The following is a 17898-nucleotide window of genomic DNA, read 5'->3' as shown; positions in this document are numbered from 1 at the left end:
CTCTTGGTCGGGAGAGGTGCTGACTCTACCAGCTGGCCTCTCAACTACCAATTGCACTTATTATCTGAAACCGCGACAATTTAAATCAGTTGCCGTTTTTGAAATTGGCTACAAATACTCAGGCTCAAAAGAGAAAAGAAAATGGATAGTATTTCAATTGCTACTGTGTTGATGTCTTTGCAAGCAGTAAAGAAGGAAATTGCTTATTTAGAAGGGCTGTTAAGGTCTGAGACTCTATCTGATGGTGCTGAGATTCAAGATTTATTGCTTACTTACGAAGATGCATAACGAGAACTGCGAGATTTATACATTCAAAAACAAAAATTCGCAGCCAATTCCCTGAGCTACGAATCTTTGAGTTTGTAATTCTTTTCGTGAATTCTTCAGCTAAACGCTATGTGTTTAGTTAGGCGTATCCAAAGGCTCTAACCAAATTTCCCATCCGGCGCTGCCGTCGATTTGTAACGAATAGGTGCCTGGTGCTTCAATAATGTATTCGTCTTCGCCGGTGCCACCAAGGTGTATGTTTTGTACGATATTTTTATCGGCATCGAGCACATACAGCACAAAAATAAAACCGTAGCTTCGGTAGCGTAAACGATGTGGTGCGTCGAGTTTAAACAGATCGGTAACGGAACTGAGTTTGCCTTTGTAGGTAGGCGGCGCAAATTGTTTTGCCACTCGGTCGTAGCATTCTAGGCGCTCTGCATCTGTGTGAATAACTCTACAGGTTTGTAGGGCAGCACCGGCGGCGTTATTTTGTTTGTTTTCGTCTGCGGCAGTTGCGTTGAATGAGTAAGACAAAACGCTTAAGAGCAAAACAGAAGCGAAACGATATTTTTTACCAGCGGTCATGAGAACACCCAACACATTTTTATTGTGCATTGAGTGTATCGGAAGTTCTGATGATGTCCAAGATAACCCAGTCTCATCAGTTAGTTCTAATCACTAAGTGGTTATGATGGGGTTTCAGGTGCGGGTGTGGGGTTTAGCGGGCGCGTAACACGCGGGATTTTTGGCGATCCCAATCGCGCTGTTTTTCGGTATCGCGCTTATCGTGCATTTTTTTACCCTTGGCAATGGCCACTTCACACTTCACCATGTGATGTTTCCAATACAGCGATAGGGCAACAATGGTGTGGCCTTTTTGCTCAGTGGCTTCTTGCAGCTTGCTGATTTCTTTGCGGTGCATCAGCAGTTTGCGGGTGCGGCTGGGGTCGGTTACAAAATGGGTAGACGCCGAAAGTAAGGGTTGAATTTGCGAACCCAAAAGCCATGCTTCGTCGTTTTTGAAGATCACGTAGCTGTCGGTTAATTGGCCTTTGCCTTCGCGCAGGCTTTTTACTTCCCAACCTTGCAGGGCAAGGCCCGCTTCAAATTTTTCTTCTATGTGAAAATCGAAACGTGCACGTCTGTTTTGGGCAATGGTGTTGCTGCCCGACTTTTTCTTTTTTGCATTATTTGCCATAGCGGCGGATTATAGCGGCTTATTCGCTGCGGATGAAATAGCGCTGTGCGTTATTTTGTAGTGATTCGCGATTATATTGCCGTAATTTTTGAATGTTTATTTGCAAGTCTCTGTAAAGCCAAATATTTGGCTGATGCGTGTGCATTTGAGCGTGTTGGTTTTGTTGGGTTTAGCGTATTGGTAGAGGCTTTTGCAGTATGAAATATAATCAAGCATTGGCGGTTGCGGCCTTAACATCACTCACCTGGGGTGGTACCGGTGTGTTTGTGCGGTTGTTGCCGCCCATCTCGCCGTTTGTGATTACCGCAAGCCGCTTGCTCATTGCTGCGGCCATTGTTGTGCCGGTGTTGCTATTGGTTAAACAAACGCGCACACGCTTATTTGCGTCGCTTAAGCAACCTGTGGCTTATGTGTTTGCATTGATGTTTGTGGGTTATTACCTCTTTGCCACAACCGCGTTTCAATTGGCAACGGTGGCCGAAATTACTCTGATTATGTGCACGCCACCGATTTTTGTGCTGATCATTAAATGGTTTTGCAAAGAGCCTATTCCGCGCTTGCATTTTGTGGGTGCAGCGGTGGCATTTGTGGGCATGGCGGTTATGGCGTGGCCGCAGTTAAGCAATTTGGCCATCGCAAAAACGCGTTTTGTGGGTTACACCTTTGCCTTGGGTTCGGCGGCAATTACCGCGTTTTATGCGTTTTTTTACCAGCGTTTAGGTGCAAAAGGTAAGGCGCCAGAATCCAGCAGCGTTTCTGCCATGACTTTTGCTTTTGGTGCTTTGGGTTTGGTGATTGTGGCCTTGGCAACGGGCAGTGTGAATAGTGAATTGAATGCAGAAATTAGCACGCGCACGGTGCTGTTAATGATTGCTTTGGGTTTGGTTTCTACCGCCGTGCCGACTTTGGGTTTTGCGTTATCGTCGCGATTTTTACCGCCGTTAATTACCTCAACCATTCCGCTGTTTATTCCATTATTTGGCGCAACCTACGCGTATTTTTTATTGGGCGAAACCTTAAGCGCGGCTTTCTTTATTGGCGCTGTGTTGATTGTGTTGGGCGTAGTATTGGTGATGCGGCCGGCGAATTCTGGCCGTTGAGGATTGTGTTGCGATTAATAGAAGCCTCTGATTCACTTAACTGTGATTTAATCAGAGGCTTCTTTCATTGTCTTTTCTGACGTTTTCTTTTCTAACGTTGTCTTTTCTAACTATCTATTTCTAAAAGCAGATTTCTTTTAGCCGCGAAGGCTTTGTACAAAGTTTGCCAAAATTAATAGCGGGCAAATAAAGCGCACGTACATGGGCCATATTTTCCAAAAGAAAGAATTCTCCGCGTCGTTCATACCGCTTTTTATGGCTTTTAAGACGTGATTGCGGTGCCAAATCCAGCCGACAAATACGCACAGTAAAATACCCAAAACAGGTTGGCTGTAGACGGTGGTAAAGTCGATAACCAGTCCAAACAGGGCGCCAAAGTTCAGCAGAATAATAATTGAGATGACAAAAATCGCGCTGCCAATAATCAGTGTCGCCATTGGGCGTTTCATGCTGGTTTCTTCGGTGGTAAGCGATACCGGTACTTCAAGCATTGAAATACTGGAAGTCAGTGCTGCAATCGACATCAACAAGAAAAACGCGAAGGCTACAAACACACCCACAGAACCCATGGATTCAAACAAGGTTGGCAACACTTGGAAGATTAAATCTGGCCCTGCGATTAGGCTGCCGGTTTCGGTAAAAATGGTGGTGCCGTGTTCTTGAGCCACAAATATGGCCGGAATAATTAACAGCCCTGCAACAAAAGCAATACCAGAGTCGGTAAAGGTTACAATGGCGCCGAGTTTGGGTAGGTTTTCTTTTTCGCTTAAATACGAGCCGTAAATCAGCATGGTGCCTACGCCGAGCGATAACGAGAAGAACGCTTGGCCCATGGCATCGAGAATAAGTTTTGGGCTGAGTTGATTAAAGTCTGGCAATAAATAAACTTTTAAGCCTTCGCTGGCGCCTTTTTGGGTAAGCACGTAAATAATCAGCGCGACCAATAAAACAAACAGTAATGGCATTAAACGAGTTGACCAGCGTTCAATACCCGCGGTTACACCGCGAGAAATCACGAACATGGTCAGTGCCATAAATACTGCTAAAAACACAAAATTGCGCGAGAAAGAAAACTCGGTAAACCAAGCGTTGTACTGGGTAATACCAACAATATTGAAGACAGACTCGCTTAAATAAGACAGCATCCATCCAGCAACAATGGCGTAAAAACTTAAAATTAAGCTGGCAACAACAACGCCATAAATACCCACCAATACACCAAACCAAGGTGCACCGCGATCACCGGAAATACCTTTTAATGCGGTAACAATATTACTTTTAGAGTGACGGCCAATCACCAATTCTGCCATTAAGGCCGGATAGGCCATGCAGTAAGCCAAAATAAAATACACCACCACAAACGCCGCGCCGCCATTACTGGCGGTTTGAGTTGGAAACCCCCAAATATTTCCAAGGCCAATGGCAGAGCCTGCCGCTGCCATAATAAAACCAGTTTTGGATGAAAATTGTTCCCGTGAAGCCATGAAAATACTCGTATCTTAGGGTTATTGTTGTGGTGAATGTTTTATGGTCTTTGGTTTATATCAGCGATATTGAAAAGTATTTGGTTAATACGGTATTGATAAATACCAGTATCAAAATCAACGGAATAAAGGTTCCCAAAGCAAGATTCAAGTACTTTTGTAAGAACGAGTTTTCGTACTCGGGTGCACCATCGCTAATTTCTTTGGAAAGGTTATTTTTGCCCCACTTGTAAACCACAAAAATACAAATCAAGAAGCCGTTGAGTGGTAAAACGGTATCGTAGAACACGTCTAGAATAACATCGAAGAAGGATTTATCAGCGCCGCCGTAGTAGGTGAATTTGGTGAAAAACTCCACCATACCAAAGGATACGAAACAGCTAATGCTGGCGACAATAATCGCAAGACCGACACTGGTTACGGCTTTGGTACGGCTTACGCAAAGTTGATCAATGGCAGCAGCAACGGGTACTTCGATAATGGAAATGAGTGAGGTAAGCGCTGCGAAAAATACCAAGGTAAAAAATATCGCTGCGACAGCACTGGCGCCAAGGTAGCCAATGGAATCTTGCATGGCTAAAAAGATTTGCGGCAAAAAGGTGAAGATCAGCGAAACAGATGAGCTAGAGAGTTCTTCGGTATTGGTGTTTGGATTAAACGAGAAAATTGCCGGTAGAACCAATAAGCCCGCCGTGAAAGCGACAGCGGTATCGGCAAAAGCCACCATTTTGGCGGAATTGGCGATATTCTCGAAGCGCTCCATATACGAGCCGTAGGTGACTAGAATTCCCATGCCTAATGACAAAGAGAAAAACGCCTGTGACATGGCGCCGTTGATGACCGAGGCATTAATTTTTGAGAAATCAGGCACTAGGTAATAGCGCACACCGGCCAAGGCGTTATCGCGGGTTAAGATAAAAATTACCAGAGCGATGAGCATAAAAAATAGCGCCGGCATCATAATTTTGGCGCCGCGCTCAATACCGTTTTGCACACCCGAAAATAAGGTAACGCCAACAAATATGGCAACGACTAATAAGTAGCCGAACAGTATTTTTGAATTAATAAAATTGCCAAAGTAATCGCCGTTGGTCATGGCGGCGAGATTACCGGTTAGGATTTCGACCAGATAACCAAAAATCCAAATGGTCAGCACCGTATAAAAAACGGTGATCATAAACGGTGTGATAATCGCGAGAATGCCGGGCAGGTGCCAAAGTTTGTTGTTGGGCGCGAAGTGTTTGTATGTGCCTATTGGCCCGCGCTGGCTTGCGCGTCCGGCAGAGAGTTCTGCCATCATGACTGGAACGCAAATTAAAAATACAAAGATGGCGTAAATAAACAAAAACGCTGCACCGCCATTCTTAGCAGCGTTGACGGGAAAACCCACCAAGTTGCCAATGCCCACAGCGGAGCCTGCGGCGGCGAGAATAAATCCAATGCGTGAGCCGAAGTGCTCCCTTGAGTTTGTAACCATAGTTATCTGTTCAAATTTTAATGGATGGCATAAGAAAGCGGCGCATACTAGCAACTTTGCACCGTTTTGTCGTAGTGCAAAAGCCGTTAAATTGCGCGCTTTCCTGTCGTTGTATTCTGTCGTTGCGAGCTAGTTGTTCAGGCTTAAAAACCTTTCTACCAATTATTAGGCTATAGATTTTTAAGCGCTGTTTGCGAACCTATTATGCTTACCGTGCCCAAATGCCACTTTGGCGTCGAGCTTGGCATTTAAGGTTTGGGTCTCTACAATCGCGACTCCCTAAGTGACGAAAGAAGTCACAAAAGCCGCCAGTATTGTCTGGTTAATCGTTATTTGCCGCTGAGTGAGTACTTGCTTATTGGTTTGGCGTGAGCTTTGGTTTGATATTCGAATTAAAAATCAGGAAGTGTTGTGACAAAGGTAGAAAAGTCGGCTTTGGTCGGTTATTCCAATCACCAGATGTTTGATTTGGTTAAAAACATCGAAAGTTATCCACAATTTATGGATGGCTGTCGTTCGGCAAAAATTCTCGAAAGTGGTGAAGATTTTGTGGTCGCCAGTTTGGAATTGGGCAAAGGCAAAATCAGCCAAGCGTTTACAACACGTAATACCATGATTGAGCCAGACAGTATCAACCTAGAATTGGTGGATGGCCCGTTTAAATATTTTCGCGGCTTTTGGAGCTTTACAGCTTTAGAGGCTCACGCTTGTAAGGTTCATTTACGTCTAGAATTTGAGTTTAAAAATAAACTGATCGCCATGGCCGCCGGTAAGTTTTTTGAAAGCGTTGCCAACGATCAGGTAGATGCTTTGTGTAAGCGCGCCAAACAGATTTATGGTTAGTAGCAAAACATTGTTTGGCTAATCAACATTGTTTGGTTGATCTATGTACAGCGGAGATTTTGATGGAAGGTGGTAAAAATACCATTACGGTAGAAGTGGCTTATGCGCTGCCACACAAACAGCAAATCATAGCGATTGATGTTGAGCAGGGTACAACTGCTATGGAAGCGGTTGTGCGTTCGGGTATTGTTAATGAATTTCCCGAAATTGATTTAGCGACGGCAAAAATGGGTATTTTTGGTCAGGCGCTGGGTGTTAAGGGACTAAAATCACCTCAAGAACAAGTGTTAGAAAGTGGTGATCGCGTTGAAATTTATCGCCCGCTAAAATCCGATCCTAAAGAAGCCCGCCGCCGTCGCGCCGCTAAAAACGACGCCGAAAAAGATTAGAAAGCTCTGAGCAACTCAGGGTTTTCTTTACCGTAAATTTTTGCCCTGCAAACGCATTCGATCTCGCCTATTTGTTTATATCGTCAATTTCGATAATCAATAGTTACTGAAATTGTGAAGGTGTTTGAGTCGGAATTTCTAATAACTTCTGGGAAACTCTCATTCAATCAACCGTGATTTAATCGGCGGGCTAGTATTGAACGCGCAATTTCTAATTTCTTCACAAATTCAATCACTTACAGCTTTTGAGATTGGTAGTACTTTTTAGTGTCGTTAGAGAATCTAGATTAGCTGGAGTTTTCTTTGTGTCTTTCGGAAAAATTTGTTAGCCGTGTATTTTGAGTTCTGTTGGCTAAGGTTTTTTTGTAAGGAGTTTTTTGTAGTAATCAGAAAAGGGTCGCTAAGGCAGGCGTTTTATAAAGCCGCAAGAACGTTTGTGTAACGTGATTTATATTGCGGCTTTTAGACAAAGCGAAAATGAATAACGGCTAATAAACAGAGAAAAACTAAGGCTAAAAATAACGAATTTTTATGGGTTAGCGATAAATAACCCTGTAAATACAGGGTTATTCGTCAACAGATTCTTCTAATTCACTTTGTGTCTCAGACGTTACTTCTGTATCCTCTGTGGCTTCTTCAGGTGCTGGTTCGCCGCCAAAAGCTGGAGGAAGGTTAAATTCGTCGCTGGCAATTAAGTGTTCTAATTTGTCATCTAAAAAGATTACTGTCACATTACGTGTGAATACTTTACCTTTTTGGTTGGTGTAGCTGTAAAAGTAATCCCATCGGTCTTGTGCGAAAGGGTCATCAATTAATGGTGTGCCCATAACAAAGCGTACTTGTCGGCGGGTCATGCCCGGCTCAAGTTTGTCGATCATCTCTTGGGTAATTACATTGCCTTGTTGAATGACAATTTTGTATACGCCAGGAAATTTTAAGTACGAGCAGCCGCTAAAAACCCCAATCAGTGACGTAATTAAAATCAGACGTATTGTTTTTTGCATATCAGGGCTTCCCCATTGGAAAATGAACGGGGATAATACTGATTTGTCGCAAATCTGGATAGACTCGGAGATAAAATTAACGTGGAAAATCACGAACTTAGAAAGGCAGGCTTAAAAGTCACTTTGCCGAGGGTGAAGATCCTACAGATCTTAGAGTCTTCTGAGCAACGTCACCTAAGTGCTGAAGATGTGTTCAAATCTTTAATGGAGTCGGGCGAAGACGTTGGCTTGGCGACGGTATACCGTGTGTTAACTCAATTCGAAAGCGCAGGTCTTGTTGAGCGTCATAACTTTGATGGCGGTCATTCGGTGTTTGAATTGGATCGCGGTGATCATCACGACCACATGGTCTGTGTAAACACCGGCGAGGTTCTAGAATTCCACAGTGAAGAAATCGAACACCTCCAAGAGCAAATTGCTGAGAAGTACGGATACGAGTTAACAGGTCACAGCTTAGTTTTGTACGTTCGTAAGAAAAACTGAGTCACACAAATTGATGCTCAGTGAGCATCAATTCAAGACCTCAGACCTCTCTAGCATTTCTTTGGCGTGAGCGAGTGATTGATCAGTAAGTTCGCCGCCAATCATTCTGGCAATCTCCAGAATCTTTTCTTCCCCTTCCAGTGTTCTCAATCGGCTCGAAACCTGCTTTTTGCCTAATTGCTTCTCAACTTGTAGGTGGTGGTGTGCTTTAGCGGCAACCTGTCCAAGATGAGTTACGCAAATTACTTGGCCGCGTTTGCCTAAAGTTCTTAATAGTGCGCCGACAACATCGGCGGTAGCGCCGCCAATGCCTACGTCCACTTCGTCAAATACCAAGGTTGGAATACGCGAGGTTTTCGCGGCAACCACCACAATGGCCAAGCTGATGCGCGACAGTTCGCCACCGGAGGCTATTTTGGCCAGAGATTTCGGTTCGCTGCCGGGATTGGTGCTGATTAAAAACTCTACGCTTTCTAATCCGTGACTGGATGGCTGTTCGTGCTGATCATGCAGCGTGACGGCAAAGCGCGCGTTGGCCATGGAAAGCTTCTTGAGTTGCGCGTTAACGGCTTTACTCAGTTTTGCTGAGCTTTGCTCGCGTGCCTTGGTAAGGTCTTGGGCGAGGGCAAAAAAGGTATCGCGCAGTTGAATTTCTTGGGTTTCGAGTTCGGCGAGCTTTTCGATACTGGCGAGGTTATCCAGTTCTTCTTGCAGCTTCTCATGCAGCTCGATGAGTTCGGTTGGGTGCACGCGATGTTTTCGCGCACATTGATAAATATCCGAAAGGCGCTGTTCGATTTCTTCGAGCTTTGCCGGATCAACACCGGTGGCATCGACAAAATGCGATACCGCGTGTGACGCTTCTTGGATTTGAATTTCGGCGCTGGTGAGTAGCTCAACCGCTTCTTTGATAGCAGTGTGGTCGATATCAATCTTGTTGAGCTGCGTAAGTGCGTGGTGAATTTGGGTCTCTAAGCCTTGCTCGTCACCGCTGCACAACTCCATCACCTGTTGGCAGGTGAGAAGATGCGACTCGGCATTGGCGAGTTGCTTTTGTTGCTGTTCTAATTCTTTAAGCTCACCGCTTTTCAGGTCAATAAGATCCAGTTCTTCTACCTGAAATTGCAGCAGTTGTTGTCGGTTAGCGATTTCTTCGCTGGCTTGTAACAGTTGATCGAGCTTGGCGCGCAGAGCTTTCCAGCGACCAAACGCTTCTTGGGTTTGTTCGGCTAGAGTGATGTGACCGCCGTAGGCGTCGAGCAAAAGTCGGTGAGTATCTTTTCGCAGTAGCGATTGGTGCTCGTGCTGGCTGTGAATGTCGATCAGCATATCGCCCAGTTCACGCAGCTGGCTCATGGTGGCCGGTTGACCGTTGATGTAGCCGCGAGAACGCCCTTCACTGGTGATAACGCGACGAAAAATACACTCGTTGTCGCTGTCGATATCCAGCTCTTTCAACCAAGCTTTAGCATCCGGCGTTTTGCTCACATCAAAGGTCGCGGTGATTTCTGCTTTGGCAGAACCTTCGCGTACTTTTTCGCCGTCGCCTCTATCGCCCAAAGCCAAGCCTAGGGCGTCGAGCATAATGGATTTACCTGCACCGGTTTCGCCGGTTAATGCCGTCATCCCTTCGTGCAGCTCTAAATCAAGCTTATCGACGAGGGTGAAGTTTTGGATGCTCAAGTGCGTTAACACAAAACAACCTTCCTTTAAGAATTGAACTCGGGAAATCCCGAAAAACGATGAGCGTTTTATACCTCAATTGCTGATTTGCTACTAGCGATTGACCCCGCTATTAAACGTAGCGCAAAGACTTAAAAGGTTTTAACAATATTTCTGCATTGAAGAACATCGATGTACAAGACTGCAAATTTTCGCAAAACAAATGCATTTTGCATGGCTATTTGCCCTTGAAGCGGCAAGCCCTGTCCCCATATTAGGGGCATTCATCGATTAAAACTTTAATCCTCTCAGATATCGGAGTGTCAGGTGTCTAACGAAGAAAAAACCACTTCTCAAGAACAAGAAGAAATCTTAAACCCAGAAGTTGAACTCGCCTCTGAGCAAACCGAAGAGAGCGCAGCACAATCTTCAGGTGACGAAATGCAAGCGCGTGTCGAAGAACTTGAAGCGCAATTGGCAATGGCAAAAGACGACGTTTTGCGTGCGCAGGCAGAAATTCTCAATGTTCGCCGTCGCAGTGAGCAAGACGTTGAAAAAGCCCATAAATTTGCCGTTGAGAAATTTGCTAAAGACATGCTTAACGTTGCAGATAATTTAGAGCGTGCCGTGCAGTCGTTTGAATCTAACGATGAAGCGTCAAAACCTTTGTTAGAAGGTGTCGAGTTAACGCTTAAAACCCTAACCGATGCTTTGGCAAATAATAATCTTGAGATTGTTGATCCACACGGCCAGCCGTTTGATCCAAACCTTCACCAAGCCATGGCGATGGTTGAAAACCCAGACGTAGAGCCAAACACCGTAATTAATGTGTTCCAAAAGGGCTACACCTTGCATGGCCGCTTGGTGCGCCCGGCGATGGTTGTTGTTTCTAAAGCGTAAATCTTTAGAAATAAACACAAATTTCTTAGCGTTTTTAGTCTTGAAATAAATTTGCCCGCGCCAATATAGACAACAAGCAAAAATGCCCGAGCGCCAACACAAGCTCAACGAACAAATACTGTAAAAGTTAAAGTAAAAAATTTTTTGGAGATAACAGATGGCCAAAATTATTGGTATCGACCTGGGTACAACCAACTCTTGTGTGAGTGTGCTTGAAGGTGACAAAGCTAAAGTAATTGAAAACTCCGAAGGTGATCGCACCACGCCATCAATTGTTGCATTCACCGACGACAATGAAGTTTTAGTAGGACAAAGCGCTAAGCGCCAAGCTGTAACCAACCCAACCAATACCTTGTTTGCGGTAAAACGTTTAATCGGTCGTAAATTTACCGATGGCGTAGTGCAAAAAGATATTTCTATGGTGCCTTACAAAATCGTTGCTGCCGATAACGGCGACGCATGGGTTGAAGCCAAAGGCGACAAAAAAGCACCACCACAAATTTCGGCTGAAGTTTTGAAAAAAATGAAAAAAACGGCCGAAGATTATTTGGGTGAGCCTGTAACAGAAGCGGTAATTACCGTTCCTGCTTACTTCAACGATAGCCAACGTCAAGCAACTAAAGACGCCGGTAAAATTGCGGGTCTTGAAGTAAAACGTATCATCAACGAACCAACCGCAGCAGCACTTGCTTACGGTATGGATAAAGCCAAAGGCGATCGCACCATTGCGGTTTACGACTTGGGTGGTGGTACCTTCGATATTTCGATCATTGAAATTGCCGACGTAGACGGCGAGCACCAATTCGAAGTATTGGCGACCAACGGTGATACTTTCTTGGGTGGTGAAGACTTCGACCTACGCTTGATCGAATATTTGGCCGCAGAATTCAAAAAGTCTAACGGTATCGATCTACACAACGATCCACTAGCGTTACAGCGTTTAAAAGAAGCGGCTGAGAAAGCTAAGATCGAATTGTCTTCAAGCCAACAAACCGAAGTGAACCTACCGTACATCACTGCTGATGCGACCGGTCCAAAGCACTTGGTGGTTAAGTTGACTCGCGCCAAGCTTGAGTCTTTGGTAGAAGATCTTGTGATTAATTCTCTTGCGCCAGTGAAACAAGCGCTTGAAGACGCAGACCTTTCAACTTCTCAGATTGACGACGTTATTTTGGTCGGTGGTCAAACTCGTATGCCTTTGGTGCAAGCGAAAGTTGCAGAGTTCTTTGGTAAAGAAGCGCGTCGTGACGTGAACCCAGACGAAGCTGTTGCAATGGGTGCGGCAATTCAAGGTGCGGTACTGTCCGGTGAAGTTAAAGACGTATTGTTGCTTGACGTAACTCCATTGACTCTTGGTATTGAAACCATGGGTGGCGTTGCTACGCCATTGATTGAGAAAAACACCACGATTCCAACTAAGAAATCACAAGTGTTCTCAACCGCTGACGACAACCAAACTGCGGTAACCATTCACGTCGTTCAAGGTGAGCGTAAACAAGCGGCACAAAACAAATCGTTGGGTCGTTTTGATTTGGCCGACATTCCGCCAGCGCCACGTGGTATGCCGCAAATCGAAGTAACCTTCGACATCGACGCTAACGGTATTTTGAACGTAAGCGCGAAAGACAAGGCGACCGGTAAAGAACAATCGATCGTTATTAAAGCGTCTTCTGGCTTGAGTGATGATGAAATCGAAAAAATGGTACGCGACGCTGAAGCTAACGCCGAAGCTGATAAAGCCTTCGAAGCTTTGGTCACCGCTCGCAACCAATTGGATGGTTTGATCAGTGCAACGCGTAAGACTTTGACCGAAGCCGGTGATAAAGCGACCGCAGACGAAAAATCTGCCATCGAAGCAGCCATCGCTGAAGCAGAAACCGCAGTTAAAGGTGATGACAAAGCGGCAATGGAAGCAGCGACGGCCAAGCTTACCGAGGCCTCTGGTTCTCTTGCACAAAAAATGTACGCAGAGCAGACGGCGCAGCAGGGTGGCCAGGCAGGTTCTGGCACCACTGACAACAAAGCCGACGATGGCGTTGTTGACGCTGAGTTCGAAGAAGTTAAAGACGACAAAAAGTAAGTCGTTTGGCGACAGCCAACTTCGACGCAGCAGTTATTCACCAACGCGGGCATGCCCGCGTTTGGTGTTTGTAAAAGACCTCTATTTTTTACTCAAAGCCAGCCTATGCTAATCGTTGGTTTTGATAGGTTCTGATAGAACCTAATATTTAGCGCCTCAACGACGTAATCTGAGTGAGATCACTGGTTGCTGAGGTATCTACCAACCCAAACACCACGCAGAATACAAACTCCATGTCTAAACGTGATTATTACGAAATTCTTGGCGTAGACAAAAGCGTCTCTGAAAAAGATCTGAAAAAAGCTTACCGCCGCGTGGCAATGAAATACCACCCGGACCGCAATCCCGACGACGCTGCTGCTGAAGACAAGTTCAAAGAAGCTTCCGAAGCATACGAAGTGCTTTCGGATGCGCAAAAACGTGCTGCTTACGATCAATACGGACACGCCGGTGTGGATAACAGCGCTGGCGGCGCCGGTGGTGGTTACAGTAACTTCAGTGACATCTTTGGCGATGTTTTTGGCGATATCTTTGGTGGCGGGCGCGGTGGTCGTGGAGGTCCAGCGCGAGGCTCAGACCTTCGCTATACCCTAGATCTCGATTTGGAAGATGCCGTGCGCGGTACTACGGTGAAGATCAAAGTGCCAACTTTGGTTTCTTGTAGTACTTGTGATGGTTCCGGTGCCAAAAAAGGTTCTTCGCCCAAAACCTGTACCACCTGTGGTGGTCATGGTCAGGTGAGAATGCAGCAAGGCTTTTTCTCGGTTCAGCAAACCTGTCCGAACTGTCGCGGCAGCGGCAAAATCATTTCAGATCCTTGTAATAGCTGTCACGGTCAGGGACGCGTTGAAGAAACCAAAACTCTCTCGGTAAAAGTGCCTGCTGGCGTTGATTCTGGCGATCGAATTCGTCTCGCTGGTGAAGGCGAAGCGGGCGCTGATGGTGGTCCATCCGGTGATTTGTACGTACAAATGTCGATTCGCCAACATCCAATCTTCGAGCGTGAAGGAAACAATCTATACTGTGAAGTACCGATTGGTTTTGTGGATGCGGCATTGGGTGGTGAGATTGAAGTTCCTACTCTGGATGGGCGCGTAAAATTGAAGATACCCGAAGGTACTCAAACCGGAAAATTATTCCGTTTGCGTGGCAAAGGTGTTGTTCCGGTGCGCGGTGGTGCAACCGGAGATTTGATGTGCCGAGTGTTGGTTGAAACCCCCGTAAACCTTTCGAGCAAACAAAAAGAGCTACTGCGTGAGTTTCAGGGCCTAGTCGAAGGCGACAAACACAGCCCAAAACAAAGTAGCTGGTTTGAAGGAATGAAAAATTTCTTCGGCGATATGAAGCTGTAAGTACGCGGAGGGTTTATGACAACAAATATCGCAATTACCGGTGCAACCGGGCGCATGGGTAAAATGCTGGTACAGGCTGTACATTCAGACAAAACCGTTAATTTGTCCGCCGCAATTGTTCGTCCGGGTTCATCGGATATGGGCAAAGATGCAGGTGAAATAGCCGGTTTGGGTCGGTTGGGTGTACCTCTGTTGAGCGAGCTGATTTCGGTCATGGGCAGAGCCAATGCCTTAATTGATTTCTCCACGCCAAGCGCCACCATTGCCAATGCAGAAGTTTGTGCCGATCTTGGTAAAGCCATGGTGATTGGTACTACCGGATTTAGTGATGCCGATCGCGAAGTATTAAAAGAGCTTTCCACGAGAGCGCCTATTTGCTTGTCGGCCAACTACAGTACCGGACTCAATATTACGCTGAAGTTGCTAGAAATGGCTTCTAAGTCGATGGGCGAAGACATTGATATCGAAATAGTCGAAGCCCATCACCGCCACAAGGTAGATGCGCCTTCGGGAACGGCGTTGGCTATGGGGCAAGTAGTCGCCAAAGCGCGTAATTTAGAGTTTAGCGAGTTCGCGGTATTTGCCCGTGAAGGTATTACCGGAGCTAGACGAAAAGATACCATCGGTTTTTCGACCATTCGTGGTGGCGACATTATTGGTGATCACACCGTCATGTTTTTGGCCGATGGTGAACGTGTTGAAATTACGCATAAGGCATCGAGCCGAATGGCGTTTGCGCACGGCGCCGTACGAGCGGCTGTTTGGCTTGCCAAGCAACCTCCAGGTCTTTACAACATGCAGGATGTTTTAGGCATAAGAAACTCTAATTAATCCTCCAATTAATTTAGAGTCTCCTGTTACTCAAGGATGAGCTGTTCATTTCAAAGGCTGTCAACAATAGAAATTGTTAAGAAGCTGGAAGTTGTATGATCCATTTCTGTCTTCTGATTAAGTTATGGATGAGTTAATCAGAAGTTCCTAGACAAGAATCATTTGTAATTTGGCAAAGTACTTATTTTTAGCAATAAGTTTTTTTAGTAATAAGTGCTTTGCTTTATGCGCTCGATTTTTTTCTTAGATTCTTTTTATATTTTTTACTCTTCATTTTGTTTGTCGCTAGCTGTTTTATATCTCTAACTGAAAAGTGACTTCAACACCGATGTAACCGCGTTTAAGCCTTTAAATTGGCAGAACTTGCTTTAATCATCGTTTTTAAATCGTCGATGTCTGTCTGATCCCAGTAAATAACTCATCAAATTTTTAATGAGAGAAAACTTTAATTAAACCAGGGTTTTTACCAATCTAAGGAAGCGTCGCTAATTTCAAGAACATTAAGTGATTGAAATGGTGAAGAAATTGGCCATCGAGTTTTCTATTTCTGTGCTCTGATTAAATCATCAGCGTGTTAATCAGGGTTTCCTAAAGTTTTCTTGGCCACTCAAATTTCTGTCATGGAATTTTTGAGATTCTCTATTTCACGACTAATCTAAAGTGTGCAATCACTCAAGTAATTACGTTTGTAGGCGATACATATTGCATAAACCAGTTACTTGTATTGCTTGATTAGAACTCAAGATAAATTTCTTGAGTATTTGGCATGTTAGAGGCGCATCGTTATATGGGAAATCTCTCACTAAAATTAAAAATCACTCTTGGTATTACACTCACCAGCGTGCTCGCAGTCATTGTCTCCGCGTGGTTACAAGTTCAGTCTCATAATGCTGTGTTGGAAAAAGCGATTATTTCCGACAGTGAGTCTTTATTCGAAATATTGAATGATGCACTCTCTCTTGAGGTAGCTGAAGGAGACATTGACGGTATTAAACAGGAATTCGTTGCTGCGACAAATAGTCCAACGGTTAACGCGGTGGTTTTATACGATACCTCTGGTAAGCCGGTCCACTGGTCAACTAAGAATGGGTTCGGTGCGCAAATGCCTCCGGGCGCGTCCAACGAGCTTGGTGTGTTCCAGCGTAATAGCGAGTATGTGATTAATCGATCGATCTTGAATGGCGGCAATATCGTTGGCAGCCTGTATGTTGCTTTCGATCATTCTGAGTTAGGAGAGTTGTTGTCTGAGTCAGTTGCTCAAGGTTTTATCTTGGTGGCGGTAATCGCTGCAATTTCCGTGGGTGTGGCGATGTTTGTCAGTAACTCGGTGGCAGGGACTCTCTCTCAGGTGGTTGATGCCTTGCGTGATATGGCCGAGGGGCAAGGTGATCTTACTAAACGCATTGAGATTAATTCCAACGATCAGATTGGTGAAATTGGTCATTGGTTTAATATTTTTATCCAGCGTATTCACAGTATCGTTAGCGATTTTTCGTCTACCGCAAACCGATTAGAGTCAGCTTCGCAAATGTTAATGAGCTCTACCGCAGAAACTGAACGCGGTGTTGGGCGTCAGCAATCTGAAGTGCAACAGGTGGCAAATGCCATTCGAGAAATGGCTAGCGTAGTCGCCGACGTTTCGCAAAATGTGGCTGAGACTGCCGAAAATGCTGAACAGGCCGATAGAGAAGCTTCAAATGGTCGGCAAGTGGTATTTAACGCCATGCGCCAAATTGAAAGTCTTGCCAGTGATATTAACAACGCTTCCGATGTGATTGATCGGCTGCGTCAAGAGACCGATAACATAGGTTCAGTACTTGATGTTATTCGTGGTATTGCCGAGCAGACCAATCTTTTGGCACTAAACGCGGCCATCGAGGCAGCCCGCGCTGGTGAGCAAGGACGAGGTTTTGCCGTTGTAGCCGATGAGGTCAGAACCTTAGCATCACGCACACAAAGTTCTACCCAAGAAATTCAAGAAATGATTGAACGCTTGCAAACAGGAGCCCGTGAAGCGGTTTCTATGATGAGCAAGGGTACTAACCAGGCGAAGGAATCTGTTTCACAGGCCGACGCCGCCGGACGTTCACTGGAAGCCATTACCGCCGGGGTTAGTTCTATCAAATCGAAGACCGAGCAGGTCGCCAGTGCCGCAGAAGAACAAAGTGCCGCAACGCGCGAAATTGAATCCAATATGCAAAATATATCTTCAGTGATTAAGTCGGCGGCGGGTGGTGCGCGACAAATTTCGGAAAGTTCGGCGGAATTGGCCAGCTTGTCTTCAAGCATGACTAAGATCGTTCAACAGTTTCGAATTTAGTGTTTGAATTTACGTTTTACGTAAAATTAGCACAGTAAGTCAAAAAATAGCCGTCCACTAACATGGACAACCCGCGGGTGATTCAATAAAATGCGCCGTTAATTGAGATGCGTTGAATGCTGTGGCTTGTTACCGTGAGTGTATCGCTTATCAAAAAGTTGTTATTGAATGCTGGAGTTAACGAATTTAGGTAGAAATACCTCCAACAAACTCCTTCAAAACACGGTTGATAAGCTGGAGTCAGTAAAAGTTGGCAGCTTAAAGGTTAGTTGAAGTGATATCGCCCTGAATATCAAAAGCGAGGTGGAGCAAATGGCTTTATCTCGCTTTTTTGTAAGTGCTTTTCACATTCTGCGAAACTCCAGTTTGTGCAGCACAATGGGACCTGAGGCAACGGCATCAACTTCCAGCTAAGATTTCCCAGACATTTTGCGATCACCGTGCTTTTGCGTGGCGGTATTGCTCGGCAAAAAAATAGACATCTAAAATTTTGGTAAATAAACGG

16 protein-coding genes are annotated in these 17898 nt (G+C 45.3%); 10 read left to right on the top strand and 6 right to left on the bottom strand.

Translation table 11 applies throughout. From position 1 onward, the window contains the following. The first annotated feature begins 141 nt into the window (after window positions 1-141). The gene (locus tag ACYQ2C_RS14415; RefSeq protein WP_460103704.1) at window positions 142-288 is read left to right on the top strand and encodes a hypothetical protein; all 147 of its coding nucleotides are present in this window, start codon (window positions 142-144) and stop codon (window positions 286-288) included. Window positions 289-402: 114 nt separating this feature from the next. Here the strand turns inward: ACYQ2C_RS14415 and ACYQ2C_RS14410 are convergent, their stop codons facing one another. Next, window positions 403-855, bottom strand: coding sequence for a hypothetical protein (locus ACYQ2C_RS14410; RefSeq protein ID WP_460047536.1), 453 nt, complete (start codon window positions 853-855; stop codon window positions 403-405). A 133-nt stretch (window positions 856-988) separates the two neighbouring features. Beyond that, window positions 989-1468 (bottom strand): SsrA-binding protein SmpB, encoded by a 480-nt coding sequence (smpB, locus tag ACYQ2C_RS14405; protein WP_460047538.1) that lies wholly within the window; start codon window positions 1466-1468, stop codon window positions 989-991. 197 nt (window positions 1469-1665) lie between these two features. Here smpB and ACYQ2C_RS14400 point away from each other — a divergent pair, with 197 nt between their 5' ends. After that, window positions 1666-2568: a DMT family transporter gene (locus tag ACYQ2C_RS14400; RefSeq protein ID WP_460103708.1), complete on the top strand. Its 903-nt coding sequence runs from the start codon at window positions 1666-1668 to the stop codon at window positions 2566-2568. 137 nt (window positions 2569-2705) lie between these two features. Here ACYQ2C_RS14400 and ACYQ2C_RS14395 read toward each other — a convergent pair whose 3' ends face one another. Then, a complete protein-coding gene (locus ACYQ2C_RS14395; protein ID WP_460103710.1) occupies window positions 2706-4052 on the bottom strand; it encodes a sodium-dependent transporter in 1347 nt (448 codons plus the stop codon). A gap of 55 nt (window positions 4053-4107) precedes the next feature. Then, window positions 4108-5529, bottom strand: a complete 1422-nt coding sequence (locus tag ACYQ2C_RS14390; protein ID WP_460103713.1) for a sodium-dependent transporter — start codon at window positions 5527-5529, stop codon at window positions 4108-4110. Between the two features lie 411 nt (window positions 5530-5940). On the opposite strand from ACYQ2C_RS14390, the gene ACYQ2C_RS14385 reads away from it, so the two are divergent. Then, window positions 5941-6372 carry a type II toxin-antitoxin system RatA family toxin gene (locus ACYQ2C_RS14385; protein WP_460047543.1) on the top strand — a complete coding sequence of 144 codons (432 nt, stop codon included), beginning with the start codon at window positions 5941-5943 and terminating at the stop codon, window positions 6370-6372. A gap of 62 nt (window positions 6373-6434) precedes the next feature. Next, window positions 6435-6761 (top strand): RnfH family protein, encoded by a 327-nt coding sequence (locus tag ACYQ2C_RS14380; protein WP_460047545.1) that lies wholly within the window; start codon window positions 6435-6437, stop codon window positions 6759-6761. 566 nt (window positions 6762-7327) lie between these two features. Here ACYQ2C_RS14380 and ACYQ2C_RS14375 read toward each other — a convergent pair. Next, window positions 7328-7765, bottom strand: a complete 438-nt coding sequence (locus tag ACYQ2C_RS14375; protein ID WP_460047547.1) for an outer membrane protein assembly factor BamE — start codon at window positions 7763-7765, stop codon at window positions 7328-7330. A 75-nt stretch (window positions 7766-7840) separates the two neighbouring features. On the opposite strand from ACYQ2C_RS14375, the gene fur reads away from it, so the two are divergent. Next, window positions 7841-8248, top strand: a complete 408-nt coding sequence (gene fur / locus ACYQ2C_RS14370; RefSeq protein WP_460047634.1) for a ferric iron uptake transcriptional regulator — start codon at window positions 7841-7843, stop codon at window positions 8246-8248. Between the two features lie 27 nt (window positions 8249-8275). Here the strand turns inward: fur and recN are convergent, their stop codons facing one another. After that, entirely contained in the window at window positions 8276-9943 is a 1668-nt protein-coding gene (recN, locus tag ACYQ2C_RS14365; protein ID WP_460103717.1) for a DNA repair protein RecN, read from the bottom strand. 294 nt (window positions 9944-10237) lie between these two features. Here recN and grpE point away from each other — a divergent pair, with 294 nt between their 5' ends. From grpE to ACYQ2C_RS14340, 5 genes are all read left to right on the top strand, one after another. Then, on the top strand, window positions 10238-10810 hold the full coding sequence (grpE, locus tag ACYQ2C_RS14360; protein ID WP_460047550.1) for a nucleotide exchange factor GrpE: 573 nt from the start codon (window positions 10238-10240) through the stop codon (window positions 10808-10810). A 157-nt stretch (window positions 10811-10967) separates the two neighbouring features. Next, a complete protein-coding gene (gene dnaK, locus ACYQ2C_RS14355; protein ID WP_460103719.1) occupies window positions 10968-12890 on the top strand; it encodes a molecular chaperone DnaK in 1923 nt (640 codons plus the stop codon). A 233-nt stretch (window positions 12891-13123) separates the two neighbouring features. Next, entirely contained in the window at window positions 13124-14242 is a 1119-nt protein-coding gene (dnaJ, locus tag ACYQ2C_RS14350) for a molecular chaperone DnaJ (protein WP_460047554.1), read from the top strand. A 15-nt stretch (window positions 14243-14257) separates the two neighbouring features. Continuing rightward, window positions 14258-15073: a 4-hydroxy-tetrahydrodipicolinate reductase gene (dapB, locus tag ACYQ2C_RS14345; protein ID WP_460047556.1), complete on the top strand. Its 816-nt coding sequence runs from the start codon at window positions 14258-14260 to the stop codon at window positions 15071-15073. A 787-nt stretch (window positions 15074-15860) separates the two neighbouring features. Further along, complete coding sequence (locus ACYQ2C_RS14340; protein WP_460103722.1) at window positions 15861-17393, top strand: methyl-accepting chemotaxis protein; 1533 nt, start codon at window positions 15861-15863, stop codon at window positions 17391-17393. Window positions 17394-17898 lie beyond the last annotated feature (505 nt).

Source organism: Sessilibacter sp. MAH3 (assembly GCF_054658275.1).
This window is presented reverse-complemented; position numbering and strand designations above follow the sequence as displayed.

Bases quoted from the DNA above. Each gene is read 5' to 3' on its own strand.
- ACYQ2C_RS14415 (WP_460103704.1), top strand. From the start codon at position 142: ATGGATAGTATTTCAATTGCTACTGTGTTGATGTCTTTGCAAGCAGTA.
- ACYQ2C_RS14410 (WP_460047536.1), bottom strand. From the start codon at position 855: ATGACCGCTGGTAAAAAATATCGTTTCGCTTCTGTTTTGCTCTTAAGC.
- smpB (WP_460047538.1), bottom strand. From the start codon at position 1,468: ATGGCAAATAATGCAAAAAAGAAAAAGTCGGGCAGCAACACCATTGCC.
- ACYQ2C_RS14400 (WP_460103708.1), top strand. From the start codon at position 1,666: ATGAAATATAATCAAGCATTGGCGGTTGCGGCCTTAACATCACTCACC.
- ACYQ2C_RS14395 (WP_460103710.1), bottom strand. From the start codon at position 4,052: ATGGCTTCACGGGAACAATTTTCATCCAAAACTGGTTTTATTATGGCA.
- ACYQ2C_RS14390 (WP_460103713.1), bottom strand. From the start codon at position 5,529: ATGGTTACAAACTCAAGGGAGCACTTCGGCTCACGCATTGGATTTATT.
- ACYQ2C_RS14380 (WP_460047545.1), top strand. From the start codon at position 6,435: ATGGAAGGTGGTAAAAATACCATTACGGTAGAAGTGGCTTATGCGCTG.
- ACYQ2C_RS14375 (WP_460047547.1), bottom strand. From the start codon at position 7,765: ATGCAAAAAACAATACGTCTGATTTTAATTACGTCACTGATTGGGGTT.
- dnaK (WP_460103719.1), top strand. From the start codon at position 10,968: ATGGCCAAAATTATTGGTATCGACCTGGGTACAACCAACTCTTGTGTG.
- dnaJ (WP_460047554.1), top strand. From the start codon at position 13,124: ATGTCTAAACGTGATTATTACGAAATTCTTGGCGTAGACAAAAGCGTC.
- dapB (WP_460047556.1), top strand. From the start codon at position 14,258: ATGACAACAAATATCGCAATTACCGGTGCAACCGGGCGCATGGGTAAA.
- ACYQ2C_RS14340 (WP_460103722.1), top strand. From the start codon at position 15,861: ATGGGAAATCTCTCACTAAAATTAAAAATCACTCTTGGTATTACACTC.